The sequence below is a fragment of the Pseudomonas sp. BF-RE-22 genome (assembly GCF_019956155.1).
Classification (GTDB): Bacteria; Pseudomonadota; Gammaproteobacteria; order Pseudomonadales; family Pseudomonadaceae; genus Aquipseudomonas; species Aquipseudomonas migulae.
The window spans coordinates 179,436-205,192 of the sequence record NZ_JAHBDD010000087.1; the positions used below are offsets into that span (position 1 = coordinate 179,436).

Annotated in this window: 25 protein-coding genes; 14 read left to right on the forward strand and 11 right to left on the reverse strand. The window is 60.9% G+C overall.

Annotated elements, in window-relative coordinates; all coding sequences use genetic code 11:
- On the forward strand, positions 1-804 hold the full coding sequence (locus tag KGA82_RS29180) for an ABC transporter permease (RefSeq protein WP_008031757.1): 804 nt from the start codon (positions 1-3) through the stop codon (positions 802-804).
- Positions 792-1,628: an ABC transporter ATP-binding protein gene (locus KGA82_RS29185; RefSeq protein WP_223453285.1), complete on the forward strand. Its 837-nt coding sequence runs from the start codon at positions 792-794 to the stop codon at positions 1,626-1,628. Before KGA82_RS29180 ends, KGA82_RS29185 begins: the two co-directional genes overlap by 13 nt.
- A 125-nt stretch (positions 1,629-1,753) precedes the next feature.
- Here the strand turns inward: KGA82_RS29185 and KGA82_RS29190 are convergent, their stop codons facing one another.
- Together KGA82_RS29190 and KGA82_RS29195 are read right to left on the reverse strand one after the other, a co-directional pair.
- A complete protein-coding gene (locus tag KGA82_RS29190; RefSeq protein WP_223453286.1) occupies positions 1,754-2,833 on the reverse strand; it encodes an endonuclease/exonuclease/phosphatase family protein in 1,080 nt (359 codons plus the stop codon).
- 66 nt (positions 2,834-2,899) lie between these two features.
- The gene (locus KGA82_RS29195) at positions 2,900-3,574 is read right to left on the reverse strand and encodes a YciC family protein (protein WP_032828940.1); all 675 of its coding nucleotides are present in this window, start codon (positions 3,572-3,574) and stop codon (positions 2,900-2,902) included.
- Between the two features lie 178 nt (positions 3,575-3,752).
- Here KGA82_RS29195 and KGA82_RS29200 point away from each other — a divergent pair, with 178 nt between their 5' ends.
- The 3 genes from KGA82_RS29200 (at position 3,753) to KGA82_RS29210 (ending at position 5,737) form a co-directional block, all read left to right on the forward strand.
- The gene (locus KGA82_RS29200) at positions 3,753-4,496 is read left to right on the forward strand and encodes a DUF2076 domain-containing protein (protein ID WP_223453287.1); all 744 of its coding nucleotides are present in this window, start codon (positions 3,753-3,755) and stop codon (positions 4,494-4,496) included.
- A 127-nt stretch (positions 4,497-4,623) separates the two neighbouring features.
- The gene (locus tag KGA82_RS29205; protein ID WP_008031749.1) at positions 4,624-5,103 is read left to right on the forward strand and encodes an NYN domain-containing protein; all 480 of its coding nucleotides are present in this window, start codon (positions 4,624-4,626) and stop codon (positions 5,101-5,103) included.
- A 22-nt stretch (positions 5,104-5,125) separates the two neighbouring features.
- The gene (locus tag KGA82_RS29210) at positions 5,126-5,737 is read left to right on the forward strand and encodes a PolC-type DNA polymerase III (RefSeq protein ID WP_008041272.1); all 612 of its coding nucleotides are present in this window, start codon (positions 5,126-5,128) and stop codon (positions 5,735-5,737) included.
- A gap of 106 nt (positions 5,738-5,843) precedes the next feature.
- Here the strand turns inward: KGA82_RS29210 and KGA82_RS29215 are convergent, their stop codons facing one another.
- Complete coding sequence (locus KGA82_RS29215) at positions 5,844-6,296, reverse strand: Lrp/AsnC family transcriptional regulator (protein WP_223453288.1); 453 nt, start codon at positions 6,294-6,296, stop codon at positions 5,844-5,846.
- A gap of 165 nt (positions 6,297-6,461) precedes the next feature.
- Between KGA82_RS29215 and yedA the strand changes: the two genes are divergently transcribed.
- Complete coding sequence (gene yedA, locus KGA82_RS29220) at positions 6,462-7,388, forward strand: drug/metabolite exporter YedA (RefSeq protein WP_223453289.1); 927 nt, start codon at positions 6,462-6,464, stop codon at positions 7,386-7,388.
- A 65-nt stretch (positions 7,389-7,453) separates the two neighbouring features.
- On the forward strand, positions 7,454-8,788 hold the full coding sequence (locus tag KGA82_RS29225) for a DEAD/DEAH box helicase (RefSeq protein ID WP_008031738.1): 1,335 nt from the start codon (positions 7,454-7,456) through the stop codon (positions 8,786-8,788).
- Between the two features lie 121 nt (positions 8,789-8,909).
- Here the strand turns inward: KGA82_RS29225 and KGA82_RS29230 are convergent, their stop codons facing one another.
- Positions 8,910-10,151, reverse strand: coding sequence for a TIGR03862 family flavoprotein (locus tag KGA82_RS29230; protein ID WP_223453290.1), 1,242 nt, complete (start codon positions 10,149-10,151; stop codon positions 8,910-8,912).
- A gap of 280 nt (positions 10,152-10,431) precedes the next feature.
- Positions 10,432-11,352 carry a histone deacetylase gene (locus tag KGA82_RS29235; protein ID WP_008031735.1) on the reverse strand — a complete coding sequence of 307 codons (921 nt, stop codon included), beginning with the start codon at positions 11,350-11,352 and terminating at the stop codon, positions 10,432-10,434.
- A gap of 87 nt (positions 11,353-11,439) precedes the next feature.
- Between KGA82_RS29235 and KGA82_RS29240 the strand changes: the two genes are divergently transcribed.
- The 3 genes from KGA82_RS29240 to KGA82_RS29250 all read left to right on the forward strand — a co-directional run bounded on the left by KGA82_RS29240 (position 11,440) and on the right by KGA82_RS29250 (position 13,575).
- A complete protein-coding gene (locus KGA82_RS29240) occupies positions 11,440-12,009 on the forward strand; it encodes a GNAT family N-acetyltransferase (protein WP_008041912.1) in 570 nt (189 codons plus the stop codon).
- A 106-nt stretch (positions 12,010-12,115) separates the two neighbouring features.
- Complete coding sequence (gene tesB / locus KGA82_RS29245) at positions 12,116-12,985, forward strand: acyl-CoA thioesterase II (RefSeq protein WP_008031730.1); 870 nt, start codon at positions 12,116-12,118, stop codon at positions 12,983-12,985.
- Positions 12,982-13,575, forward strand: a complete 594-nt coding sequence (locus KGA82_RS29250; protein WP_008031729.1) for an HAD family hydrolase — start codon at positions 12,982-12,984, stop codon at positions 13,573-13,575. The genes tesB and KGA82_RS29250 overlap by 4 nt, the downstream gene beginning before the upstream one ends.
- A gap of 87 nt (positions 13,576-13,662) precedes the next feature.
- On the opposite strand, the gene KGA82_RS29255 is transcribed toward KGA82_RS29250, so the two are convergent.
- The 4 genes from KGA82_RS29255 to KGA82_RS29270 all read right to left on the reverse strand — a co-directional run bounded on the left by KGA82_RS29255 (position 13,663) and on the right by KGA82_RS29270 (position 18,342).
- The gene (locus KGA82_RS29255) at positions 13,663-14,622 is read right to left on the reverse strand and encodes an alpha/beta hydrolase (protein ID WP_223453291.1); all 960 of its coding nucleotides are present in this window, start codon (positions 14,620-14,622) and stop codon (positions 13,663-13,665) included.
- Positions 14,623-15,516 (reverse strand): neutral zinc metallopeptidase, encoded by an 894-nt coding sequence (locus KGA82_RS29260; protein ID WP_008028943.1) that lies wholly within the window; start codon positions 15,514-15,516, stop codon positions 14,623-14,625.
- 260 nt (positions 15,517-15,776) lie between these two features.
- A complete protein-coding gene (locus KGA82_RS29265) occupies positions 15,777-16,610 on the reverse strand; it encodes an aldo/keto reductase (RefSeq protein WP_223453292.1) in 834 nt (277 codons plus the stop codon).
- Entirely contained in the window at positions 16,594-18,342 is a 1,749-nt protein-coding gene (locus KGA82_RS29270) for an FAD-dependent oxidoreductase (RefSeq protein ID WP_223453293.1), read from the reverse strand. Before KGA82_RS29270 ends, KGA82_RS29265 begins: the two co-directional genes overlap by 17 nt.
- 173 nt (positions 18,343-18,515) lie before the next feature.
- Here KGA82_RS29270 and KGA82_RS29275 point away from each other — a divergent pair, with 173 nt between their 5' ends.
- The 4 genes from KGA82_RS29275 to KGA82_RS29290 all read left to right on the forward strand — a co-directional run bounded on the left by KGA82_RS29275 (position 18,516) and on the right by KGA82_RS29290 (position 22,413).
- On the forward strand, positions 18,516-19,292 hold the full coding sequence (locus tag KGA82_RS29275) for an IclR family transcriptional regulator (RefSeq protein WP_008028937.1): 777 nt from the start codon (positions 18,516-18,518) through the stop codon (positions 19,290-19,292).
- Between the two features lie 237 nt (positions 19,293-19,529).
- On the forward strand, positions 19,530-20,585 hold the full coding sequence (locus tag KGA82_RS29280; protein ID WP_223453294.1) for a Gfo/Idh/MocA family protein: 1,056 nt from the start codon (positions 19,530-19,532) through the stop codon (positions 20,583-20,585).
- A 2-nt stretch (positions 20,586-20,587) separates the two neighbouring features.
- The gene (locus KGA82_RS29285; protein WP_223453295.1) at positions 20,588-21,403 is read left to right on the forward strand and encodes a sugar phosphate isomerase/epimerase family protein; all 816 of its coding nucleotides are present in this window, start codon (positions 20,588-20,590) and stop codon (positions 21,401-21,403) included.
- 131 nt (positions 21,404-21,534) lie between these two features.
- Positions 21,535-22,413 (forward strand): DMT family transporter, encoded by an 879-nt coding sequence (locus KGA82_RS29290; protein WP_192228025.1) that lies wholly within the window; start codon positions 21,535-21,537, stop codon positions 22,411-22,413.
- 6 nt (positions 22,414-22,419) lie between these two features.
- Here KGA82_RS29290 and KGA82_RS29295 read toward each other — a convergent pair whose 3' ends face one another.
- Together KGA82_RS29295 and KGA82_RS29300 are read right to left on the reverse strand one after the other, a co-directional pair.
- Positions 22,420-24,042, reverse strand: a complete 1,623-nt coding sequence (locus KGA82_RS29295; protein WP_223453296.1) for a methyl-accepting chemotaxis protein — start codon at positions 24,040-24,042, stop codon at positions 22,420-22,422.
- 95 nt (positions 24,043-24,137) lie between these two features.
- A complete protein-coding gene (locus KGA82_RS29300) occupies positions 24,138-25,394 on the reverse strand; it encodes an MFS transporter (RefSeq protein ID WP_223414472.1) in 1,257 nt (418 codons plus the stop codon).
- Between the last annotated feature and the right edge of the window lie 363 nt (positions 25,395-25,757).

A 25,757-nucleotide genomic window follows, 5' to 3' on the forward strand; every position in this document is an offset into this window, starting at 1 on the left:
ATGTTCAAGCGCAATTCATGGCTGAGCCGTTGCATCACGCCCAAGACTGGCTTGCCGGTTTCGGTGATCTGGAGCGCGAGCGGCCTGGCCTGGGTGTTGTTGGTTGGCCTGTGGGCCGGGTTGTCTTACGGCGGCGTGGTGCCGGGCATGTTCTTGCCGACGCCGGGCGCGGTGGTCGAAGCCGCCGTGCGCCTGAGCCGCGACGGCACGCTCGGTTTGCACGTGTGGGCCAGTCTTGAAGTGGTGGTGGTCGGTTTCGTCGTTTCGTCGCTGGTGGCGGTGCCGCTGGGGTTACTGATGGGCAGCTTCCGCATCGTTCAGGCGTTCCTCGAACCGATGGTCAATTTCATCCGTTACCTGCCGGTGACCTCGTTCGTGCCGCTGTTCATTCTGTGGATCGGCATCGGTCTGGAGCAGCGGGTCTCGGTGATCATCTTCGGCGTGTTTTTCCAGCAACTGGTGATGATCGCGGACGTGTCCAAAGGCATCTCCAAAGACCTGATCAACGCCTCTTACACACTCGGTTCTAACCGCCGCGATGCGGTGTTGCATGTGATCGCACCGGCCTCGTTGCCGGGTGTGCTCGACACCTTGCGCGTGACCATGGGCTGGGCCTGGACGTACCTGGTGGTCGCCGAGCTGGTCGCCGCTTCCAGTGGCCTGGGTTACTTGAGTCTTAAGGCTATGCGCGGCTTTCAGGTGGATGTGATTTTCCTCGCCATCGCGATCATCGGCCTGTTGGGCCTGGTCACCGATCAACTGTTCCGTTTCCTTCGTCTGAGGATTGCCGCATGGGCTCAGTAACCGCCGTCAACCCGCGTATCGTCACACCGATAGCTGCCCCGGCCTACGCCGCGCCTCGTTTGCAAGTGGACAAAGTCAGCCTGCGTTACCAGAAGCCCGACGGCGGCGTGTTCACCGCGCTGGATCAGGTTTCGTTCGAAGTGCCGGATCAGCAATTCGCCGTGCTGGTCGGGCCGTCGGGCTGTGGCAAGTCGAGTTTGCTGTACCTCACCGCCGGTTTGAACGAGCCCACGGAAGGCGAGATCTACGTCGGCGGCCAGCAAGTTCAAGGGCCTGGCGCGGACCGCGGCATGGTGTTCCAGAGCTACACGCTGTTCCCGTGGCTGACCGTGCGGCAGAACGTCGAGTTCGGCCTCAAGCGTCGCGGCATGGCGGCGGCGCAGCGCAAGGACATCGTCGATTACTACGTCAACGAAGTCGGTCTCAGCGGGTTCGCCGACAACTACGCCAAGCAGCTGTCGGGCGGCATGATGCAGCGGGTGGCGATTGCCCGCGCTTTGGCCAATGACCCGCAGATCCTGCTGATGGACGAACCCTTCGGCGCCCTCGACAGCCAGACGCGCCTGCAAATGCAGCAGTTGTTGTTACGCGTTTGGGGCAACAGCAAGAAGACCGTGCTGTTCGTGACTCACGACATCGACGAGGCGATCCTGCTGGGTGACCGCGTCTACGTGATGGGCGCCAGGCCAGGGCGGATCAAGCAGATTTTGGACGTGCCGATCGAACGTCCTCGGACCCTGGACATGGTCATGGAGCGCTCATTCATCGAGATGAAACGCGATATTTTCGGGCTGCTGCATGACGACCTGGAGGAGGTGCATTGAACAACGCGACCCCTTGTAGGAGCCGGCTTGCTGGCGATGGCGTCGGTATCTTCAACGATGGTGTTGCCTGACACACCGCTATCGCCAGCAAGCCGGCTCCTACAAGGTTTGCGTTTAGGCTGGGGTTACGGCGCAGCCGGCAGGAGGAACCGCGCTATCACCGGCAGGTGATCGGAAATCCGCAACGTATCGTCCTGTCGTACCGTCGCCTCGACCCGTTTGATCCGAGGGCTGTAAAACAGGTAATCGACGGTGCGGTCCGGGCCGTTCAAGCCTGGATCATTCGGGTAGTGCGTCAGCCAACGCGCTCGATCGATGCCGCTGGCTTCATTGTTGGTCGGGATCATCGGGTACTTGTCCCACAACAGGTGCAGCGCGCTGTCGGCGGAGTAGGGCGTGCGTTGTTCGGTGGGCAGGCGTCGATATTGCCCCAACGGCAACAGGTTGAAGTCGCCGCCGATCAGCCACGGGGTGCTATGGCTTTCGTATTTGTCGAGGACTTTGGCCACCGCCGTCACCTGGGTCTGTAGCGTTTCGTCAGGTTGGGTGGCGCGGTCCAGATGGGTGTTGAGGACGGCCAACTGCCCGCCGTCACTCAACGGCAGGTAAGTGACCAGCAAGGCATTTTTCGGCTGGAACTGACGGCTGACGAAGTTGGCTGGAGCGACCGGCATTTGCAGGCGTTCGGCGTGTTCGATCCGGTAGCGGCTGAGGGTTGCCAGTTGCCGGCCGACACTGCCGAAGATGTGCGGTTGCGGCACGAAGTCGGCTTTCCAGTCGAAGGCATGGGCGCTGCACGGATAGAGGTCGGCGAGGCGCTCCTGAAGCAGTTTGAACTGGTTCTGGTAATCGCTGGCCTTGGCGCCGTCATCGAGCTCTTGCAGCAACACGAGGTCCGGTTGTTCGTCGCGAATCACCCGCGCCACTTCATCGAGGCTGAAGGCCATGTCTTCAGGCGTCGGTTTTTCGTCGTCGCCGGCGGCCAGGTCATTCCAGAACACATAGCGCTTACCCGCCAGGTACTGAACGTTCCAGGTCATCACTTTCAACGCCTGGCCGGGCACCAGTGTCGGTGCTTGAACGTTGCAACTGACGGGCAAAACTTCCTTGGCTTCGGGGCGCCAGGTCAGGCTGTAGATCAGCAAGGCAATCAGGCCGATTGCTATCAACAGGCCCAGCAGGGTGTAGCGCAGTAGTCGGGTCATGGCTCGGCTTATAGCGTTACAAAAGATGGATCCGAGCATAACCGAGAGCCGGGCCGAAGCCCACGATCAGAGCGGCCGGTCGATTTTCTCGGGAACGTCGCTGATCAGCATGAACAAACGGAACAACACCACGCTGGTGAACAGTTGCAGGAAGCTGTGGGCGCTGTCGATCAGCAGGGAAATCACCGGGTTCTGCGGTTCCGGATACACGTTGAGCGTCACACCCTTGAGCACCCACAACGGGCCCATCACACACAGGATGCACACCAGAATGCGCAGGAAATGACCGCGGGTCAGGCGCAGGCTTTCTTTCATTGCCGCCAGCGGCGCCAGGCCGCGCAGCACCAGCAGGTATTCGCTGAACGCCAACGTCACCATCAGCCAGATGCCCGGCAGGAAGTACAACGACAGGCCGAGCAGGATCATCAATGTATTGAGCGCCGTGAGCAGGGCGAAGCGCGGCCACAGGTACGCGGACCTCGCCAGCAGGTCACGGTTGCGCGGCGATTCGCCACGGCTGCGCGCGTCGAGAAACAGGATCAGGGCGGCGGTGTACAGCGGGTATACCAGCAGGCCGACGATCACGCTCACGCCGGGAAAGCTGTCCGGCACGGTGTTGTGGTCGACCACTTGTTGCAGCAGCGCTTCGAAAATCACCAGCGGCAGGCACAGCCGCACGATCTGGCTCAGATTGCGCTTGAAGAAATACAACGAGTCACGCAGTACATCGAACGGATTCATCAGTCGGTATCGCAGGTTGAAAGCAGTGGCCCACTTTAACCGATGCAGCGCGTCGGGGCGCAAACGTAAACGTTCGGTAAAGGTCATTGAAACAACTTGTTTCAGCCTCCATTAAGGTCGAGCGCCGTATCCTCCCTGGAGAAGGTCAACGATTTCCCCGGCAATCTACGAGGTCGCCATGAACACCGAAGAGCAAACCCTGATCGATGGACTGTTTTCCCGGCTGCAACAGGCCGAAACGGACGCAGCCCCGCGCGATGCCCTGGCCGAGACGCGGATCAAGGAACATCTGGCTCGCCAACCCGCGGCGGGCTACTTCATGACCCAGGCGATTCTGGTGCAAGAGGCAGCGATCAAGAGCCTCGACGCACAGAACAAGCAACTCACCGAGCAAATCCAGCAATTGCAGGCCGAACTGCAATCGGCCAAGTCCCAGGCACCTGCTCCGGCGCCGAGCAGCGGTGGGTTCCTGTCGAGCATTTTCGGTGGCAGCTCCCGTGAAACGCCTGCGCCAAGTGCACCGCCCTCCAGCGGCGGCTGGCGTGAGCCGGGACGGCCGTCGTTCAACGCGCCGCAGCCACAGCAGAATTTCGGTGCACCGCCACCGCAGCAGAACTACGCGCCGCAACAGCAGGCGCCGGCGGTTGGCAGCGGTTTCCTCGGCGGCGCGCTGAAAACTGCAGCGGGTGTGGCGGGTGGCGTGATGCTGGCACAAGGCATCAGCAGCCTGTTCCATCACAACCAGCAGCCGGAAGTGGTGGAAGTGATCAAGGAAGAGCCGGCGCAGGTCAACGACCACGGCGGTGACAACGGCTGGGGCGACGACCAGCGCGTGGCTGACAACTCCCAAGACTATGCCGACACCGACTACAACGATGACAGTTCATCGTTCTTCGGCGGCGACGACGATTCCTTCGTCTGACACGCCATTCGTCCGGAGCGCTGCGGCCCTCCGGGCCGATTATTCGCGGAACAATCCTCCAGGCTGGCATACTGGGCAACTTTTCGGGCCCGGTGCCTGATCCCGCCTGCGCGAAAGAGGATGCACGGTGAAAAAAATTGCAGTGTTCGCCGACGTTCAAAACCTCTATTACACCGTGCGCCAGGCCTATGGTTGCCACTTCAACTACGCCGCGCTGTGGGCTGATATCAGCAAGCAGGGCGACATCGTCGAGGCCTATGCCTACGCGATCGATCGAGGCGACAGCAAACAGCAGCAGTTCCAGCAGATCCTGCGCAACCTCGGCTTCACCGTGAAGCTCAAACCCTACATCCAGCGCAGCGACGGCTCGGCCAAGGGCGACTGGGACGTGGGCATCACCCTCGACATCATGGACGCCGCCGATCACGTCGACGAAGTGGTGCTGGCCTCCGGCGACGGTGATTTCGACATGTTGCTGGAGCGCATCATCGCCAAGCACGGCGTACAAGCGGTGGCCTACGGCGTACCGGGCCTGACAGCCAACTCGCTGATCCGCGCCGCCAGCCGCTACGTGCCGATCGAAGGCGCGTTGCTGCTCAAGAATTGATTTTTACGGAGTTGAAACAGGTTTGGAACGCATAGCAGTCATCGACTTTGAAACCACCGGGATCTCCCCGAGCAGCAGCTGCCGGGCCACGGAAATTGCCGTGGTGATCCTTGAACAGGGGCGCATCGTCGAGCGTTACCAAAGCCTGATGAACGCCGGCGTACGCGTCCCGGCCTTCATCGAACAACTCACCGGCATCAGCAACGCCATGCTGCGCACCGCGCCGTCGGCGGAACAGGTGATGAACGAGGTCAACGAGTTTGTCGGCACCACGCCGCTGCTGGCGCACAACGCCGCGTTCGACCAGAAGTTCTGGGACTTTGAACTGGGGCGGATCAAGCGTACGCGGTTGCAGAACTTCGCTTGTTCGCTGCTACTGGCCCGCCGATTGATGCCGGCTGCGCCGAATCACAAGCTTGGTACGCTCACTACCTTCGCCCAACTGCCTGACACCGGTAAAGCTCACCGGGCGATGGCCGACGCAGAGATGGCGGCCAACCTGACGGCGCATCTGGCGCAGGAATTGCGGCAGAAGCATGGGTTACGCGAGTTGTCCCATGATCTGCTGGTCAGCTTGCAGAAAGTCCCGGCGGCCAAAATCAATGAGCATCTCAAGCGCCATCGCGGGTTTTAAGTTCTGCGGTGTTCGGACGGGCCTCTTCGCGGGCAAGCCTCGCTCCTACGGGTACGATGAAATCCTGTAGGAGCGAGGCTTGCCCGCGAAGACGTCATCCGCATCACTACTTACCGTTCCCCTCCAACTGTCCCAACGGCACGCGCTTCTCTATCGCGCTCGACAACACAATCGACGTCTTGCTGAACCCGAACGTGGCAATCCGGTTGATCAGCTCTTCCAGCTCCGGCATCGAGCCCACCGCTGCTTGCATGATCACGCATGGATCACCCGTCACCCGGTGGCATTCAGTCAGCTGTGGGATTTTGATCAGGTCGTCGTAGGTTTTCTGATTCCCGTGCTGGTTCAGCCGCAGTTCGATCACGCACTGGATCGGCAGCCCCAGCTTGGCCATGTCGACTTTCGCCTGATAACCGGTAATCACCCCGCTGGCCTCAAGTTTGGCCACGCGCTCGGCCACGGCCGGGGCGGACAGGTTGACCTTGCGTGCGAGGTCGGCGTAGGACGCACGACCGTTTTCCAGCAGGGCGCTGAGGAGCATGCGGTCGTATTTATCCATGAGAGAATTCCTGAAAAATGGCTGACTTTCGAAAACACGGTATATAGCGCTGATCTCCGTGATTTGAAAAGTGTACCGGCGCTATAAACAGGTTTTGTAACTTATTTTCTGCTGTTCGCCTTTCTAGAATAGCTGTTCATTTGTCCTTGCCTGCGAGCTGCCCCCATGCCTGGCCTCCGTCGTTTTCCCTTGCCGTTGATCGCTGCCTTTTTCGCCTTGTACGTGATTTGGGGCTCGACTTACCTGGTGATCCGTATCGGCGTGGAGTATTGGCCGCCGTTGCTGCTCGCCGGTATTCGCTTCGTCATTGCTGGCACGTTGATGTACGCGTTCCTGCGCTGGCGCGGGGCACCGGCACCGACGTGGGCGCAGTGGAAAGCGGCGGGGATCATCGGGATTTTGCTGCTGGCGTGCGGTAACGGCGGGGTCAGTGTGGCGGAGCACATGGGCGTCGCTTCCGGCGTCGCGGCATTGGCGGTGGCGACGGTGCCGTTGTTTACCTTGCTCTGCGGCTATTTCTGGGGCGCGCGTAATACCCGTCTCGAATGGGCGGGGATTGTGCTCGGGCTGATCGGCATCGCCATGCTCAACCTCGGTTCCAACCTGCAATCGAGCCCGCTGGGTGCGATGTTGCTGATCTTTGCGGCGGCGGCCTGGGCGTTTGGTTCGGTCTGGAGCAAACACTTGCCGTTGCCCCAAGGCGCGATGGCCAGTGCCGTGGAAATGCTGGTGGGCGGCGTGGCGTTGCTGATCGGCAGTGCGATGAGTGGTGAACATCTGGAAGCCATGCCACCGATTGAAGGGTGGGCGGCGCTGGCCTATCTGACCTTCTTCGGTTCGATCATCGCCTTCAATGCCTACATGTACCTGTTGAAAAACGTGCGTCCGGCAGCGGCGACCAGTTATGCCTACGTCAACCCGGCGGTGGCGGTGTTGCTGGGGATCGTGTTTGTCGGCGAGACCATCGGCATCGAAGAAGCCTTGGCCATGCTGGTGATCATCAGTGCCGTGGTGTTGATCGGTTTGCCGCAGTGGCGCCGGGCACCGGAACGACCTGCTGCGGTGGTGCAGACAGAATCCCGTGTGAATTAGGGTAAACTGCGCGCCATTGCACACTTGTTCTGCACAACCGCGCTGAATTTTCCTACGGTAATCCCATGACTTTCGCCACCCTTGGCCTGATCGAACCCTTGCTGCGCTCTCTCGAGACGCTCGGCTACCAGACCCCGACGCCGGTTCAGGCGCAAGCCATTCCGGCGGTGCTGGCCGGTCGCGACCTGATGGCCGCCGCCCAGACCGGCACCGGCAAGACCGCCGGTTTCGCGTTGCCGCTGCTGCAATTGCTGGCCATGGAAGGGCCGAAAGTCACCGCCAACTCGGTGCGCGCATTGATTCTGGTGCCGACCCGCGAACTGGCCGAGCAGGTTCACGAAGCCGTGCGTCAGTACGCTGAGAACCTGCCACTGAGCACTTACGCGGTGTACGGCGGCGTCAGCATCAACCCGCAAATGATGAAGCTGCGCAAAGGTGTCGACCTGTTGGTGGCAACACCGGGCCGTCTGCTCGATCTGTTCCGCCAGAACGCTCTGAAGTTCAACCAGTTGCAAACCCTGGTGCTGGACGAAGCCGACCGCATGCTCGACCTGGGCTTTTCCGAGGAGCTGGGGAACATTTACCGCGTGCTGCCGAAGAAACGTCAGACGCTGCTGTTCTCCGCGACCTTCTCCGATGCGATTCGCCTGCTGGCCGGGCAAATGCTCAATGATCCGCTGAGCATCGAAGTCAGCCCGCGCAACGTTGCTGCCAACACTGTTAAACAGTGGGTGGTGACGGTGGACAAGAAGCGCAAGCCGGAGCTGTTCATCCACCTGCTGCGCAAGGGCAAGTGGAAGCAGGTGCTGGTATTCGCCAAGACCCGTAATGGCGTGGACGCACTGGTGGAAAAACTCCAGGGCCTGGGCATCAACGCCGACGGCATCCATGGCGACAAACCGCAAGCCACGCGTCAACGTGCGCTGGACCGTTTCAAGGCCAGTGAAGTGCAGATCCTGGTGGCCACCGACGTCGCGGCCCGTGGTCTGGACATTGAAGATTTGCCATTGGTGGTCAATTTCGACCTGCCGATCGTGGCGGAAGACTACATCCACCGGATCGGTCGTACCGGCCGTGCGGGTGCCACCGGGCAGGCCATTTCGTTGGTCTGCGCCGATGAAGTGAATTTGCTGTCGGCCATTGAGACGTTGACGCGTCAGACGTTGCCTCGGCAGATGGAACACGATTTCGAACCTGAGCACCGCGTGCCGGATACCGATGCCAGCGGCCAGGTGGTGAAGAAACCGAAAAAACCGAAGAAGCCGAAGACGTCCAGCGGCGGTAAGCGCAATTTGGGTAAATGGGTCGAGAGCGGGGATGCTTCGGCGCCGGAGCCTTCGATCAAGCCTGTGCGTAAGGTGCCGGTGTTTAATACTGGGCCGCGTAAGCGTAAGCCTTAATATTCGCTGCGCCGGTTAAGCCGTTTTCGCGGGCAAGCCTCGCTCCTACAGGATTTACGTCGAACCTGTAGGAGCGAGCGGTGCGGCGACCCGACTTGCCCGCGAAGGGCGCAACTCGGTCTCAAGACGTGCGCTTGAGCCACTCCACCATCCCCAAGCCCGCCGCTCGCCCACTGGCGAAACACGCGGTCAGCAGATAGCCGCCGGTCGGCGCTTCCCAATCCAGCATTTCCCCCGCGCAGAACACGCCAGGCAACTGCTTGAGCATCAAACGTTCATCCATCGCCTCGAACATCACGCCACCGGCAGTGCTGATGGCTTCGTCCAGTGGGCGGGTTTTCACCAATGTCAGCGGCAACGCCTTGATCGCTTTAGCCAACAAGGCCGGATCGGCGAAGCATTCTGCCGGCGTCAATTCGCGCAGCAGTGCCGCTTTCACGCCATCTATCCCGAGCTGGCTGTGCAGATGTTTGGACATTGAACGAGACCCGCGCGGTTTGCTCAGTGCCGCCTGAACTTTATCCACAGGCCGGCCCGGCAACAGGTCGAGGTGAATGGTCGCCGAGCCCTGCTGATTGATCGCTTCGCGGATGGGCGCCGACAGGGCGTAGATCAAACTGCCTTCAATCCCGGTGGCCGTGATCACGCATTCCCCGAGTCGAGGGATGTCGTCATTGAGACCGATCGCGATGTTTTTCAGCGGGGCGCCGGCGAATTTGCTGACCATCAATTCGCTCCAGGCCTGCACCTCGAAGCCGCAATTACTCGGCTGCAGCGGCGCCAGTCCTACGCCGTGCTGCTCCAGTGGCAGCATCCACGTGCCGTCCGAACCCAGGCGCGACCAACTGCCGCCACCGAGGGCGAGCAGCGTTGCTTCGGGCTTCAGGTTTTTTTCACCCTCAGGACTTTCAACACGCAATCCACCGTTGTTATCCCAGCCGAGCCAACGATGGCGGGTGTGGATAACTACGCCGGCCTCTCGCAGGCGTTTGAGCCAGGCGCGCAACAGCGGCGCGGCCTTCATGTCGGTCGGAAACACCCGGCCGGAGCTGCCGACAAAGGTTTCGATGCCCAGGTCATGAATCCACTGACACAGCGCCTCGGCACCAAAGGCTCGCAGCAGCGGTGCAATCTGCGGTGCCCGCTCGGCGTAGCGTGAGAGGAATGCCGGGTAGGCTTCGGAATGGGTGATGTTCATGCCGCCTACGCCCGCGAGGAGAAATTTCCTGCCTACGGAAGGCATGCCGTCGTACAGATCGACCTTGATTCCGGCCTGGCTCAACACTTCGGCCGCCATCAGGCCGGCGGGGCCGCCGCCGATGATGGCGACTTTAGGGGGGAGGGCGGCGGAAGATTGGGTCATGGAATGCGCTGCGGTTCGGCGGAATAAGCCGGGCATTCTAGCAGCCCAAATCCCTGTGGGAGCGAGCCTGCTCGCGAAAGCGGTGGTTCAGTCGACATCAATGTGACTGTTCAATCGCTTTCGCGAGCAGGCTCGCTCCCACAGGGGATTTATGTCGGGTTGAAGTGTTGATCAAAAAACAACCACCCCTTTGCAGGCTATATGCAGCATGGCCTGTAGGCCCTTTCGCTCAGGTTATCCACAGGCAGTTCCACAGGCATTGTGGGTAAAGGCGCACACCTCAATGACAACCTGATGACGCCCACACCCGCTGCGCGCTGTGATGCAGGATGCCGTGCCGCCGCGCCAGCGCCTTGCGGTCCTTGCTGTAGCCGCCGCCAATCACCCCGACCACCGGAATATCCCGCCCGAGGCAATGGCGCATCACGCTTTCATCCCGAGCAGCCACGCCTTCGTCTGTCAGCTTCAGGTAACCGAGCGCGTCGTCCTTATGCACATCGACACCGGCGTCGTACAGCACCAGGTCCGGCTGGTAGAGCGGCAGCAAATAATTCAGCGCGTCGTCGACGACCTTCAGGTAATCCGCATCACCCATGCCCTTGGGCAACGGGATGTCCCAGTCACTTTCGGCCTTGCGTGCAGGAAAGTTCTTCTCGCAGTGCAGGGAAACGGTCACCGCGTCCGGGGTGTTGTGCAGAATCCGTGCAGTCCCGTCGCCCTGATGCACGTCGCAATCGAAGATCAGCACCCGATTCACACGACCGCTTTCCAGCAGGTAATGGCTGATCACCGCCAGGTCGTTAAAGATGCAGAACCCCGCCGGGTAGTCGTAATGCGCGTGATGCGTGCCGCCGGCCAAGTGACAGGCCAATCCATGTTCCAGCGCCTGTTCTGCCGCCAGTAGCGAACCGCCGACCGCCCGCACCGTGCGCCGGGCCAGGGCTTCGTTCCACGGCAGGCCGAGGCGCCGCTGGTCTTCGCGGGACAACTCGCCGCTCATGTAGCGTTCGATATAGGCAGCGTCATGTGCGAGGGCGAGAATTTCCGGCGGGCAGAGTTCCGGGCGCAGCAGGTCGGCGTCCCGGGTCAGCCCGCTGTCCACCAGGTGATCGCGCAGCAGGCGAAACTTGTCCATGGGGAAGCGGTGGTCCGCCGGGAACTCGGGGCTGTAGTCTTCGTGGTAAATCAATGGCAGCGGCATGACGGGCTTTTATGAGTACGGCGTGTAGGAATGAGTGAACGATCCTACCAGCGATGTAGACTTGCGGCATGGAAACGGAGGGGCACGATGGAGCCGATACTGGAACTCGAGAGCGCGCGACTGCTGTTGCGGCAGTGGCGTGACGAGGATTTGCCGGCGTTTGCGGCGATGTGCGCCGATCCACAGGTGATGCGCTATTTTCCGGCACCCTTGAGTCGACTGGAAAGTGCTTCGCTGATCGGGCGGATTCGTGGGCATTTCGCCGAGCATGGTTTTGGTCTCTGGGCGCTGGAGCGCAAGGACACCGGTGCATTCATCGGTTTTACCGGGCTCGGCGTGGTCGGTTTTGATGCGCCTTTCACGCCGGCCATCGAGATCGGCTGGCGCCTGGCCCGCGAACACTGGGGCTTGGGTTACGCCAGTGAGGCGGCGTGGACCGCTCTGCGCTGCGGGTTTGACCGGGTGGCGCTGCAAGAGGTCGTGTCCTTCACCACGGAAACCAACACGCCATCGCAGAAAGTCATGCAGGCCATCGGTATGCACCATGATTCAGCCGGTGACTTCGACCACCCGAAACTCGCGGTCGATCATCCTCTGCGTCACCATGTGCTGTACCGCATCACCCGTGAGCAATGGCTGCAAACCTTGCATGGATAAGACGGCCCGGACGTTTACAATGGCGCCAATGATGGCCCTGGCCGGAAACTGAATCGACCGCCGCAGCCAAGACTGCGCGGCATTGCGATGTGTGAGGAGAGTCTGAATGAGCCAAGTGTTGGATGATCTGGTCGATTTGCTGACCCTGGAACCGATCGAAGAAAACCTGTTCCGTGGCCGCAGCCAGGACCTGGGCTTTCGTCAGTTGTTCGGCGGCCAGGTGATCGGTCAGTCCCTGTCGGCGGCCAGCCAGACGGTCGAAGTCGCGCGTCATGTGCATTCGATGCACGGTTATTTCCTGCGTCCGGGCGATTCCACGTTGCCCGTGGTGTATCAGGTTGATCGGGTACGCGACGGCGGCAGTTTCAGCACGCGTCGGGTCACGGCGATCCAGAAGGGCAACCCGATCTTCACGTGCAGCGCGTCGTTCCAATATGACGAAAAAGGCTTCGAGCATCAGGGCCAGATGCCGACGGTGGTCGGGCCGGAAAACCTGCCCTCGGAACTGGAGCTGACCCATCAGCGCGCGCACCTGATCCCCGAGCACATGCGTGAAAAACTGCTGTGCCCGAAGCCGATCGAATTCCGCCCGGTCACCGAGAAAGATCCCTACAACCCGCAGCCATCCGACCCGGTCAAGTACGTCTGGTTTCGCGCCGACGGCGCGTTGGCCGACTCCCCGGCGCTGCACAAATACCTGCTGGCCTACGCGTCGGATTTCAATCTGCTGACCACCTCGATGTTGCCCCATGGCAAGTCGGTCTGGCAGAAAGACATGCAGGTCGCCAGCCTCGATCACGCGCTGTGGTTCCATGCGGATCTGCGTGCCGATGACTGGTTGCTGTACGCGATGGACAGCCCGTGGGCCGGCAATTCCCGTGGGTTCAGCCGTGGCAGCGTGTTCAATCGCGCCGGGCAACTGGTGGCGTCGGTCACTCAGGAAGGCCTGATCCGTCACCGCAAGGATTGGGCATGAGCCTGGCCGAGGTGCGGCACTGGGTGTTCGACATGGACGGCACCCTGACGGTGGCCGTGCATGACTTCGCGGCGATTCGCGTGGCGCTGGCGATCCCGGCCGAAGACGACATCCTGACCCACCTCGCCGCGCTGCCGGCTGCTGAAGCCGCGGCCAAACATGCATGGTTGCTGGAGCATGAACGGGATCTGGCGCTGGGTTCGAAACCGGCGCCGGGTGCTGTGGAACTGGTGCGCGAGTTGGCGGGGCGCGGTTATCGCCTGGGCATTCTTACGCGCAATGCTCGGGAGTTGGCGCATGTGACGCTGGAGGCCATTGGCCTGGCGGACTGCTTCGCGGTGGAGGATGTGCTGGGGCGTGATGAAGCGCCGCCCAAGCCGCACCCCGGTGGCTTGTTGAAATTGGCCGAGGCCTGGAACGTGCCGGCGAGCGAGATGGTGATGGTCGGTGATTACCGGTTTGATCTGGATTGCGGAAGAGCGGCGGGGGCGCGGACGGTGTTGGTGAATCTGCCGGATAACCCGTGGCCTGAATTGACGGATTGGCATGCGGCGGATTGTGTGGTGTTGCGGGAAATGTTGTTGGCTTGAGGGACCCTTCGCGGGCAAGCCTCGCTCCTACAGAGTTACACGTAGGAGCGAGCGGTGCGGCGACCCGACTTACCCGCGAAGGCGTCATCACTGTCCGAACAAAACCTTCTGTCCCTCCGGTGACGTAAACATCCCATCCCCGTTATGCCCAACCCCGGGCACTTCGATCAATTGCTGATTCAATCCTTGCGGATGGCTGCGCTTCAAAAACTCAAAATAATTGCGCCCGCGAATCAATCGATTAGCGCCCTGGGCTTTCGCCTCACAACTTTTATCCAGCGCCGGATGGTTCGGATCAATGTCCTGCTGCCCCAGTAGATAAACGATGTCACGCTGAACGTAGTTTTCCTCCAGTTGTGCGGGTTTTTGTCCTTCTGCGTAAGCAGGCAAATCTGACAGGCCGTACTTCCAGCGATTGAACGCCGGGCAGCCGGCGTGACTGAACGCCACTGGCCGCCGCTCATCGAAATACGCGTAGGAAGACGGGTTGGCGATGACGTAGCGCAGGTGCACGCCAGCCGCCTTGAGCTCCGGTTGATCGTGACTCAACAACGCATAACGTTGAACCACCTGAGCACCGCCCGAGTGGCCCGCGATGACGACATCCTTCACGTCCGGAAACTGTCGACGATCGCCGAGCCGGGCGATGATCTGGTCGAGCGCCGCGTAGGAACTCAGGGCAAACGGAGCGGTGGATAAACCGCCGGCCATCCAGTCATTGCCTTGCCAACGCAACACGGTGTCGGCGACTGGATGGAGTGCTACGTCGGTTTCATTGAGAAACTGCGGAGCGATCACCAACGTATTGGCGCTTTGCCCGGCTTGCTCTGCCGCCCGCTCGGCACTCTGGCGGTAGGTTTCAGCATTGCGCAACCGACCATGGATGATGATCAGCACGCGCTCGATTTTCGCCGGCGCCGGGCCGATGCCCACCGCTATCTCACCTTCTTTCAACAAGAGTCGGCCGGGGCTGATCTCCTTGACCCCATGCTCGGCAGCCTGGGTACAGGTGCAAGTAAACAACAACATCAACAACCACTTTTTCATTTACAGATTTTTCGCCGCAAAGGTATCGCACTGGCCCACCTGGCCTTGCGCAAATCCGGTTTTGAACCAGCGCACCCTTTGCGCCGACGTGCCATGGGTAAACGAGTCCGGCACCACGCGACCCTGGCCTTGCTGCTGCAAGCGGTCGTCGCCGATGGCGTTGGCGGCATTCAAGGCTTCTTCGATGTCGCCCGGCTCCAGCCAGTTCAGGCGTTGCTGTGCATTGTTGGCCCAGACACCCGCGAGGCAATCCGCTTGCAGTTCCTGACGCACCAACAAACCACCGTCACCTTCCATTTGCCGGCCTTGCTGACGGGCGGCCTGAATTTTCGCGGAAACACCAAGCAAGGTCTGAACATGGTGTCCGACTTCGTGAGCGATCACGTAGGCCTGAGCGAAATCACCCGCAGCGGCAAAGCGTTGCGACATTTCCTGGAAGAAACTCATGTCCAGGTAAACCTTCTGGTCTGCTGGGCAATAGAACGGCCCGGTCGCCGAGGTGGCCAGGCCGCACGCCGAGTTCACCCGGTTGCTGAACAGCACCAGCGTAGGGTCTTTATACTGTCGGCCGGCCTGCTGGAAAATCTGGCCCCAGGTGTCTTCGGTGTCACCGAGGATCGAACGGACGAATTCCGCCCCTTCATCATTGGCTGGCGGTGCCTTGCGGGTTTGCGTCGGTGCCGGTGCCGATTGCTCGGTCATCTGCCCGGTGAGTTGGCCGAGGATCTGCAACGGGTCCTGGCCGGTGATCCAGCCGATCCCGACAATCAGAATGATTGCGGTCAGGCTCAGGCCCTTGCCGCCACCAAAACGCATCCCGCCGCCACCACCGCCGACATCATCACCACGGGCATCGACCACGTTGTCGCTGCGTCGGCCTTTTTTCCATAGCATGTGGGAATCCTCTGATTATCGTGGGGATGAGTGTTGCTGGTGAGTGGGAGCGGCGCCAGTCCGGTCGTCCGGCTTTTATGCGGGCGGGAACATTACTGAGTGTATTGAACGTGGATAGCCCATCGAATTCCGTCAGGTGATGGGTTTTTTATGACGTCAGGGCGAACGCCCTATGACTTGTAGGAGCCGGCTTGCCGGCGATGGCGATCTTATGGACGCTATCGCCGGCAAGCCGGCTCCTACGAAAAGCAGTCCGGTGCTTACCGGTCGAATGCATCCCACACTGGCGCAAAGTCAGGGCTGACCAGTCGTTCGCGTTTCGACAACCCGGCAATCAACGCCCGGTCTTCGTCATCGAGCTGGACCTCAAGCGAGGCCAGGTTGGCCAGTTGATTAGCCTCGCTGCTGGCCTTGGGGATCGCCGCAACGTTCGGTTGATCAAGCAGCCATTTGAGTGCCACTTGTGTCGGCAGAACCCCGTGTCTGGCGGCGATCTGCTGGATTTGCGGGATGTCCGAGACCTTGTTGCGGGCCAGCGGCGAGTAGGCCGTCAGTGCCAGGTCATGTTGACGGGCGTAGTCCAGCAGCGCGTTTTGTCCGAGCAACGCGTGGTATTCAACCTGAATGGCTGACAGCGGTGCGCCCAGTTCTTCGACGACTTTGCGCAGCAGCGGCAGCGGAAAATTCGCCACGCCGATATTGCGCGCCAGGCCTTGCTCCTTGAATGACACCAGGGTTTCGATCGTGCGTGGCAGGTCCCAATCGGTGGTCGGCCAGTGGATCATGAACAGGTCAACGTAATCGCTGCGCAAGGCCTTGAGGCTGCGGTCCATGGAATGGCGCATGGCATCGGGTTGCAGTTGATCCCACCAGACTTTGGTGGTGACGTGGATCTGCTTGCGAGGCGTAGGACTGTTCACCAGCGCCTGACCGACGGCCTCTTCGTTGTTGTAGGCGGCAGCGGTGTCGATGTGCCGATAACCCAACTTCAACGCCTGTTCAACGGCGCGTGTGCATTCTTCGCCGAGCATCGGCCAGGTGCCGAGGCCGAGTTTGGGCATGTTCAAACCCTGTGCATTAACGATGCGCTGCATGGTCGATCTCCTGTTCGTAAGCAGTGATGCCGGCGATATGTCGCGCGGCGATGTAGCCGAACGTCAGTGCCGGGCCGAGATTAATGCCGCCGGCGGGGTAATGCCCGCCCATGATGCTGGCCATGTCACCGCCTGCGGCGTACAGCCCGGCGATGGCCTGGCCGGATTCGCCGAGGACCTGGGCGTGTTGATTGACCTTGAGCCCGGCGAAGGTGCCGAAGCAGCCGGGCTGGACCTTCACCGCGTAAAACGGCCCTTGCTCGATGGGTGCGACGCACGGGTTGGGTTGCTGCAAGGCGTCACCCTGTTTGCGGTTGTAAGGCGTCGAACCGCGACCAAACAAGGGGTCTTCACCGTTGCGCGCATGCTGGTTGTAGTCCGCCACAGTGCTGCGCAAGCCGTTCGGGTCGATGCCGCAGGCGTGGGCCAATTCCTCGATCGTGGTGCCGGTTTTCAGATAGCCGCTGCGGATAAAGGATGACAACGGAACCGGAAACGGCCGAGAGATGCCCAGTCCATATCGGCGTTGAAAACCATGGGTGCAAATCAGCCAGGAGGCAACCTCTTCGCCGGCAGGCGCAGCGGCAACCATGGCCGTTACATAGTCGTAGTAGCCGTTCGCTTCATTGACGAAGCGCTGGCCGTTGCTCAGTACGCCGATGATCCCCGGTTTGCCCCGCTCGATGATGTGCGGGAAGTGACCGATGCTGCCATCCCTGTGTGGCACATGCGAAACCGGCGCCCACGCTACGGGAGAGGCCATGTCGGTGTTGACCCGTGCCCCGGCGCTTTCGCCCAGGCGCAAACCGTCACCGGCCACGCCGAGGGGGGGTAGCGCCCAGTGTTCGTTGCCGGTCGGTGTGCGCGGGAACAGTGCCTTGCGCCGCTCGATGTCATTGGCAAACCCTCCGGCCGCAAGCACCACAGCCTTGCGCGCATGGATGCGGACCTTGCCCTTGGCGGTGCTCACCAGCGCGCCCCGGACCTGATCGCTTTCGCGAAGCAACTCGCTGACAGGCGCTGATTCCCAGAGCAGTACGCCAAGGTCTTCGGCAGATTTTGCCAGGCGTGCGACCAGCGCCACGCCGTTGACCAGTTGCATCGCCCGGCCATGCACAATCAGGTCGAGCAGGTGCCGGGTGAAGCGCCGGGTGACGTGCCACGCGGCGGGCACCGAACGGGTCAGGTTGAGAAACGCGGCCAGGTCCGCCCCCGCCATGATTGGCATGCCCATGAACGAAGTTTCCCGCATGGTTTTGCGAAGACGCCTCAGCAGCTTGCCGACTTTTCGCCCGTCATAGGGCGCAGCAATCACCGAACGTCCGCCCGTTCCGGCACCGGGCGTATCGCCATGTATGTCGGCGATGGCATTGCCATCGGCGAATTGCAGCGAGGTGTGCTGTTCGAAAAAGGCGACCATCCGTGGGCCCGCCTCAAGGAACGCATCGATCATTGCCGGTTCGTAACGCTCACCGAGTTCATGCTTGAGATAGGTGCGCGGCAACTCGACGTCTTCGACGATGCCGGCGCGGCGGGCCAGAGGATTGCACGGCACCCAGGCCCAGCCGCCGGACCACGCCGTGGCTCCGCCGAATACCGGGTCTTTCTCCACCACGATGACTTTCAATCCGTGCCATGCAGCGGTGACCGCTGCCGATAACCCGGCTGCACCGGAGCCGACGACCAATACATCGCAGTCGATGTCTGGAGAGCTGTGGGATTCGGCAGGCATTGTTTAAAACTCCAGTGCATATTTTTAGAATTGGATTCCAGAAAATATAGCGACGTGAATCCGCTCGGCAACCACTCTGCCGATAAAACGGGCGGTTACCGAACAAGCAGTTCCAGATTTCGCATTAGGCAGTTTGTCTTCTAGAATCGGGCAAATTTCAGGCGGAACCTTCCATGGCCGGCAGTCAGATCGAACGTGTTTTCAGCGTGCTGGAAAGCCTCACCAGTGACCCTCGCGGCCTGCCGATGCAGACGCTGGCAGAGCAACTGGACATCCCTAAAAGCGCGACTCATCGCTTGCTCGCCGAGCTGATTCGGCTGGGTTACGTGCGGCAGAATCCGGATAACCTGCGCTATCACTTGTCGACCAAACTGGTGGCCATGGGGTTCCGTTATCTGTCGGGAAGCGGCGCCGATATCGTGCAGCCAGTGCTTGATCGCCTGGCCCAGGAAACCGGCGAACTGGTGCGCCTCGGGGTCATCGAGGGCGAGCGTCAAACCTGGATCGCCAAGTCCCAGGGCGCCCGCTCCGGCCTGCGTTACGACCCGGACATGGGCCGTGATGCGCCGCTGTTTTACACGGCGTCGGGCCATGCGTGGCTGGCGTGCATGAGCGATGCCGAAGCGTTGTCGCTGGTGGAACGCCAGGGCGGCGAGCGGCCAAAAGACCTCGGGCCGAACGCGCCGCGTTCCAACATTGAATTGCTCGAGCGCCTGCGTCTGGCGCGGGAGCAGGGCTACGCCTGGGTTGAAGAGAGCTCGGCCGTTGGCACTTCGGCGATTGCGGCGGTGGTGCGTCACCCGAGCGATGGGCGAGTGATCGGGGTGTTGAGCATTGCCGGGCCGAGCGCGCGGATGCCGGGGGCGCGGCTGCATGAGTTGGCGCCGTTGTTGTTGAGATTTGCCGAAGAGTTGTCGGCGGCGAGTCTCGCGTCGGAGTTCTTCAGTTAACCACCGCCGCATAGGAAACCCTGTGGGAGCGGGCTTGCTCGCGAATGCGGTCTATCAGCGCATAAATGCTGCGACTGACACACCGCATTCGCGAGCAAGCCCGCTCCCACATGGATCTTTGTTCGCCGGAAAGTTGTGCGTTGTTCGCACGCTTTCGTGAATCGCTTGTGTAAGAATCTGGAACCAGGTTCTAAATTGTTGAGGGTCAATCAACAATAATCACAAGAGGACCGCACCATGACTTCGCCCGTTCGCATCGCTCTGATCGGTGCCGGCAACATGGGCCAGCAGCATTACCGGCATCTGCACACCCTGAAGGACGCGACCCTGTGCGCGGTAGCCGACCCTGGCCCGCAAGCGGCAGGCCTCGCCGCCGAATGGGGCGTGGGGTATTTCGCCGATCACCGTCAGATGCTGGAGCAGGTGAAGCCGGACGCGGTCATCGTGGCCAACCCGAACACGCTGCACGTCAGCACCGCGCTCGATTGCCTGGCTGCCGGCGTGCCGGTCCTGCTGGAAAAACCGGTCGGCGTGCACCTGGATGAGGCGCGCGAGTTGGTAGCCGCCTCGAAAGCCACCGGCGTCCCGGTGCTGGTCGGCCATCATCGTCGGCACAATCCACTGATCGTCCGCGCCCGCGAACTGGTGCAAAGCGGTTCTTTGGGACGGCTGACGACGGTGACCGCGCTCTGGCAATTGCGCAAACCCGACAGTTATTTCGAAACGCCGTGGCGCCGCGAACCAGGCGCGGGAATGTTGCTGACCAACCTGATCCATGACCTCGATCTGCTGCGCCATCTGTGCGGCGAAGTGCGGCAGGTTCAAGCGATCACCAGTAATGCCGTGCGCGGGTTTGCCAACGAGGATTGTGCGGCGGTGTTGCTGCAATTCGACAACGGCGCTCTGGGCAGCCTGACCGGTTCCGACGCGGTGGCGGCGCCCTGGAGTTGGGAGCTGGATTCCGGGGAGAACCCGGTGTATCCGCGTCAGGCGGATCAGCCGTGTTACTTGTTGGCCGGTACCGGCGGCGCGTTGAGCATTCCGCAACTCAAGCGCTGGCATTACGCCGACGCTGATGGGGGATGGCATCAACCCTTGTTGCCGATGCATGAAAGCGTCAACGCCGATGAAGCCCTGGGTTTGCAGTTGCAGCATTTCGTGCGCGTGGTGCGTCGGGAAGTCGAGCCGTTGGTCAGCGCTGCCGATGCGGCACGCACACTGGCGTTGATCGAAGCCATCCGCGAAGCCGCCGAAACCGGTCGCGCCTGCACCCCTGTGCTGATCGAGGAATGAACATGAATGAACGGATCTTTTCCCTGGCCAGCCTGACGGTACTGGAGTTGTCACCGCCGCAGATGGTGGACGTCGCGGCACGTGCCGGGTACAGCCACGTGGGACTACGCCTTGAGCCGGCGACACCCGAAGAACATCACTTTGCGCTGGTAGCCGATGTCGGTTTGCGGCGTGAGACGCTGGCGCGGCTGCGCGACACCGGTATTCGTGTGCTGGATGTTGAAATCCTGCGTCTTAAACCGGACACCGTCGTCGCCGACTTCGAGAAAATTCTGGCAGTCGGTGCGGAGTTTGGTGCCAGTGAATTGCTGGTGGCGGGTAACGATTCTGACGAGCAACGGCTGACGGAAAACTTCGTCCGGCTCTGTGATCTGGCGGCGCCTTACGGACTGCACCCGCACCTGGAGTTCATGCCCTGGACTGATGCGCGCAATCTTGAACAAGCGGTGCGCATTGTCGAAAACGCTGATCGTGAAAACGGCGCGGTATTGGTCGATGCTTTCCATTTCGACCGCTCAGGTTCTCGGCTGGAAGATCTGGCCAAAGTCGCCCCGTCACGGTTACGGTATGCGCAGTTGTGCGATGTGGCGGGGCCACGACCGACGGACATGGCGGAGATTTTGCGTCAGGCCCGCAACGAGCGACGTTTTCCAGGTGATGGCGATTGTGATCTGGCGGGGTTGTTGCAGTGTTTGCCGGCCGATATTCCGCTAAGCCTGGAGATTCCAACGGTGAAGTTGTTGGAGCAGGGCGTGAGCGGGTTGCAACGGGCGCAGATGGCGATGGATAAGGCCCGGGAATTGTTGGCAAGAATCTAGAAGGTGCTGCGCACCTGTTCGCGGGCAAGCCACGCTCCTACAAGGAATATGGATAACCCTGTAGGAGCGAGGCTTGGTCTGGGCGGCACTCCGACGAAGCTTTTGACTTTCGATGTAAAAAAGGATCCCCAATGACCGTCAGCACCCCGCTCTCCGGCGTAAACCAACCCTTCAAAGGGATTTTGCTGATCGTCTTCGCCACCTTTCTTTTCTCCAGCCATGACGCCTTGTCGAAATACCTTTCGGGGTTCTATCCGATTGTCATGGTGGTCTGGGCCCGGTATGTGGTTCACACCTTGTTGATGGCCGGGATTTTTCTGCCGCAATCCGGGCTGCGAGTCCTACGCACCAAACGACCGTTGCTGCAGTTGCTGAGGGCGTTGTGCCTGTTGGGCACCAGTCTGTTTTTCACCACCGGCTTGCAGTACATCCCGTTGGCCGAAGCCACCGCGGTCAACTTTCTTGCACCGGTCCTGGTGACTGCGCTGTCGGTGCCGCTGCTGCGTGAGCGCGTCACCCGTGGCCAATGGATTGCGGTGATTTGCGGATTTGTCGGCGTGTTGATAATCGTCCACCCCGGCGGTGATCTGTTCACGCCAGCGGTGCTGCTGCCGCTCTGCTCGGCGCTGTTTTTCTGCTTCTATCAATTGCTCACCCGCAAGCTCAGCAGCGTCGACAGCCCGACCACCAGCAACTTTTTCGCCGGGTTGTGCAACACCCTGGTAATGAGCGCGCTGGTGCCGTTCTTCTGGCAAGTGCCGAGCCTTGGGCATGGATTGATGATGGTGGCGCTGGGCGCGTGCGGGATGACCGCGCATTTGTTTCTGACTCAGGCATTCCGCTACGCCGCCCCTGCGCTGTTGGCGCCGTTCGGCTATTGCCAGATTGTCTTCGCCGGTTTGCTCGGCTGGTTGCTGTTTTCCCACACGCCGACCCTGACCACGGTGGTCGGGATCGCGGTGATTTGCTGCAGCGGTTTGGCGGCGGCCTGGCAGCAAAGCCGTCGCTGAACAGGGTCAGAATCTGAAGCGCACCACCAGGTTTTGCAGGCCGGTCGCCAGTTGCGACAATTCCTGGCTGGTGGCGCTGGTCCGGGTCGAGGCGTCGGCACTTTCCAGCGACAGGTCGCGGATGTTCAGCAAATTGCGATCCACCTCGCGGGCCACTTGCGCCTGTTCCTCTGACGCGCTGGCGATCACCAGATTACGTTCATGGATCTGCTCCATGGCCCGGGTGATTTCTGCCAGTGCCAGACCCGCCTGTTCGGCAATCGTCAAGGTATCAGCGACGCGCTGACTGTTGTCGTGCATCGACAGCACCACGCTGTCGGTATCGCCCCGCACCCGGCCAATCATCTGCTCGATTTCGCGGGTCGATTGCTGGGTGCGATGAGCCAGCGCCCGTACTTCATCGGCCACCACTGCAAACCCACGCCCGGCTTCCCCGGCGCGGGCGGCCTCGATGGCGGCATTGAGCGCGAGCAGGTTGGTCTGTTCGGCGATGGCGCGGATCACGTCCAGCACCTTGCCGATTTCCCGGGATTGCTCGGCCAGCGTTTGCACCTGTTGCAGAGCGAGGCCGGCATTGCCGCTCATCGCCTGAATCGAATCCAGTGTCTCAATGACCCGCGTCTGGCCCTGGTTGGCTTGCTGCGTGGACAGGCGAGTGCTGTCGGAAGTCGACACCGCGTTGCGTGCGACTTCTTCCACCGCGACCGTCATCTCGTTGACGGCCGTGGCGGCTTGTTCGATTTCATTGTGTTGCTGTTGCAGCCGAGCGGAATCCTGCCGAGTGTTCTGATTCATCTGCAGCGCAGCCGCCGCCAATTGCGTCGAGGTGCCGCTGATCAGTTGCAGGGTTTCGCGCAGGCTGGTTTGCATGGCCGACAAGGCCTTGAGCAAACGTGCGGTTTCATCGCTGCCGTGGCTGTGGATCGGTTTACTCAAGTCCCCGGCGGCGACTTGCTCGGCCACGGCGACAGCCTGACGGATCGGAACGACGATGCTGCGAATCAGCAGCCAGGCCAGGCACAAAGTCAGGAGCGCAACGGCGATCAGCGCACCGATCACGGTGAACTTCACCTGGTTGTAAAGCGAGTCGGCCTGGTTGGCCGACAGGCTGACTTCATTGGCGGCAAGGGCCATCAATTCGGCGAACTGGTCACCGGTCTGGGTCGAGTACTCCTGGATTTTGCCGTTGAGCAGCGCGGTCATGTCTTCGCTGCGGTTCTCCCGCGACAGCGCTTCGTATTGCGCCAACGCCTGACGGTAACGGGTGACGGTGGCGACGAACTTTTCGTACGGCTCCCGGTTGTAATCACCGACCAGCGGGGTGAATTTTTCCAGCGTCTCGCCCAGCCAGCCTTGTACTTGATGCAGGCGTGTGACGGTAGCATCGAGCACTTTGGGGTCGCGGTTGAGTGCCATGCGCAGGCTGAGTACGCGAATGCTCAGGACGTAGTCGCGGATTTCACCCAGGTAGCGAACGCTCGGCAGGGAGATGTTTTCCGTGTGCTGGCCGGTGGCGCGGACCTGCGCAACCTGTTTGAGGGCGAACAATCCCTGCAACAGAACCAGCAGGGCGATAACGCCGAAGCTGATCACGGCGCGTTTGGCAATGCTCAAGTGACCTGGCGACATGGTGGGTCTCTGTGGTGTTGAGAAAAAAGGGGGCATTCATAAATCCTGCGCATAAAAAAACGCAGGCCCGGGGTCAGGCCTGCGTTTGGGGTGTATCAGTTTTCGACTGTAGGAATCTTGCGCGGCGCCATGAAGTACATCCAGGTCAGCGCGATGAAGTACATCGCCGGAATTATGGTGAACAGCACGGTGTAGTTGTTGTTGGTGATGGTCAGAATGTGGCCGACCAACTGGGTCATGAACATCCCGCCGATCGCGGCGCACATGCCGCCGAAGCCGAACACCGTACTCATCATGTGTTTAGGCGTGTAGTCCATCACCAGGCTCCAGATGTTCGCGGTCCAGGCCTGGTGTGCACCGATGGCCAGGGAGATCGCAAACACCGCCACCCACAGGCTGCTCGAACCGGCGGCCATGACCACGCCGATGATGCAGCAGGCGAACAGGAACATCGACATCAGGCGCGCCTTGATCGGGTTGATCCCGCGGCCGATCAGGAACGAGGACAGGATGCCGCCGCCAACGCTGCCGAAGTCAGCGGTGAGGTAGATGATGATCAGCGGGATACCCATCTGGGTCACGTTGATCCCCAGGTTGTATTGCTGATTGAGGAACGGTGGCAGCCAGTACAGGTAGAACCAGAACACCGGCGCGGTGATCGAGTAGGCGAGGGCGAAGGCCCAGGTGCCACGCATGCGCAGGATTTTGGAGAACGGTACGCGGGATTGTTCCGGTTCGACTTCCTTCTGGATGTAGTCCAGTTCCGATTGTTTAACGCTTGGGTGATCTTCCGGGTTGAAGTACTTCAGGCCCCAGAACAGCAGCCAGATACCGCCCAGCGACGCCATGCACAGGAACGCGGCCTGCCAGCCCCACACGTGCAGGATCAGTGGCAGCAGCATCGGGGTGAACATCGCACCGACGTTGGTGCCGGCGTTGAAGATGCCGGTGGCCACGGCGCGTTCGCCGGCCGGGAACCACAACCGCGTGGTTTTCACGCAAGCCGGGTAGTTGGCGGCTTCGGTCAGCCCGAGGATAAAGCGGCAAACCATGAAGCCGACCGCTGATGTGGCCAGGCCGTGGGCGCCGGTCGCCAGGCTCCAGAGCAGCACCGCGCAGAAGAACACGCGCTTCACGCCGACCCGGTCGATCAGCCGGCCTTGCAGCACGAAACCGATGGCGTAGCCGACCTGGAACCAGAAGTTGATGTTGGCGTAATCCATCGCCGTCCAGCTCATTTCCTTGGCCAGGATCGGCTGCATCACGCCCAGTGCGGCACGGTCGATGTAGTTCAGGGTGGTGGCGAAAAACACCAGCGCCAGCATGCCCCAACGGGTCTTGCCGACGGCCATGGCGCCGCGGATTTTGTCGCCGATGCCACCGACGGCAGGAGTCGTGGAGGAACGCTCCACGGGAGAGCTTTGAGAAGGAGTCATGTAGGCCACCGATTATTTTTATGTGGTGTTCTGAGTCTTGGGTCACCGAGACCGATGGTTGTGACCGGACTCAATGTGTAGTGGATGGTGGGCAGTGGACGAAAAATCGTCAATTCGCCAAAGGCCATTGTGTTCGATAATCGCACGGAAAACTAACCGGATAGTACACTTTGAATTGCTGTGCTCGATACTACAGCCAATAATTTACTCCATGAAAAACGCGGTCCCTGTAGGAGCCGGCTTGCCGGCGATGGCGTCCGCGAAATCGCCATCGCCGGC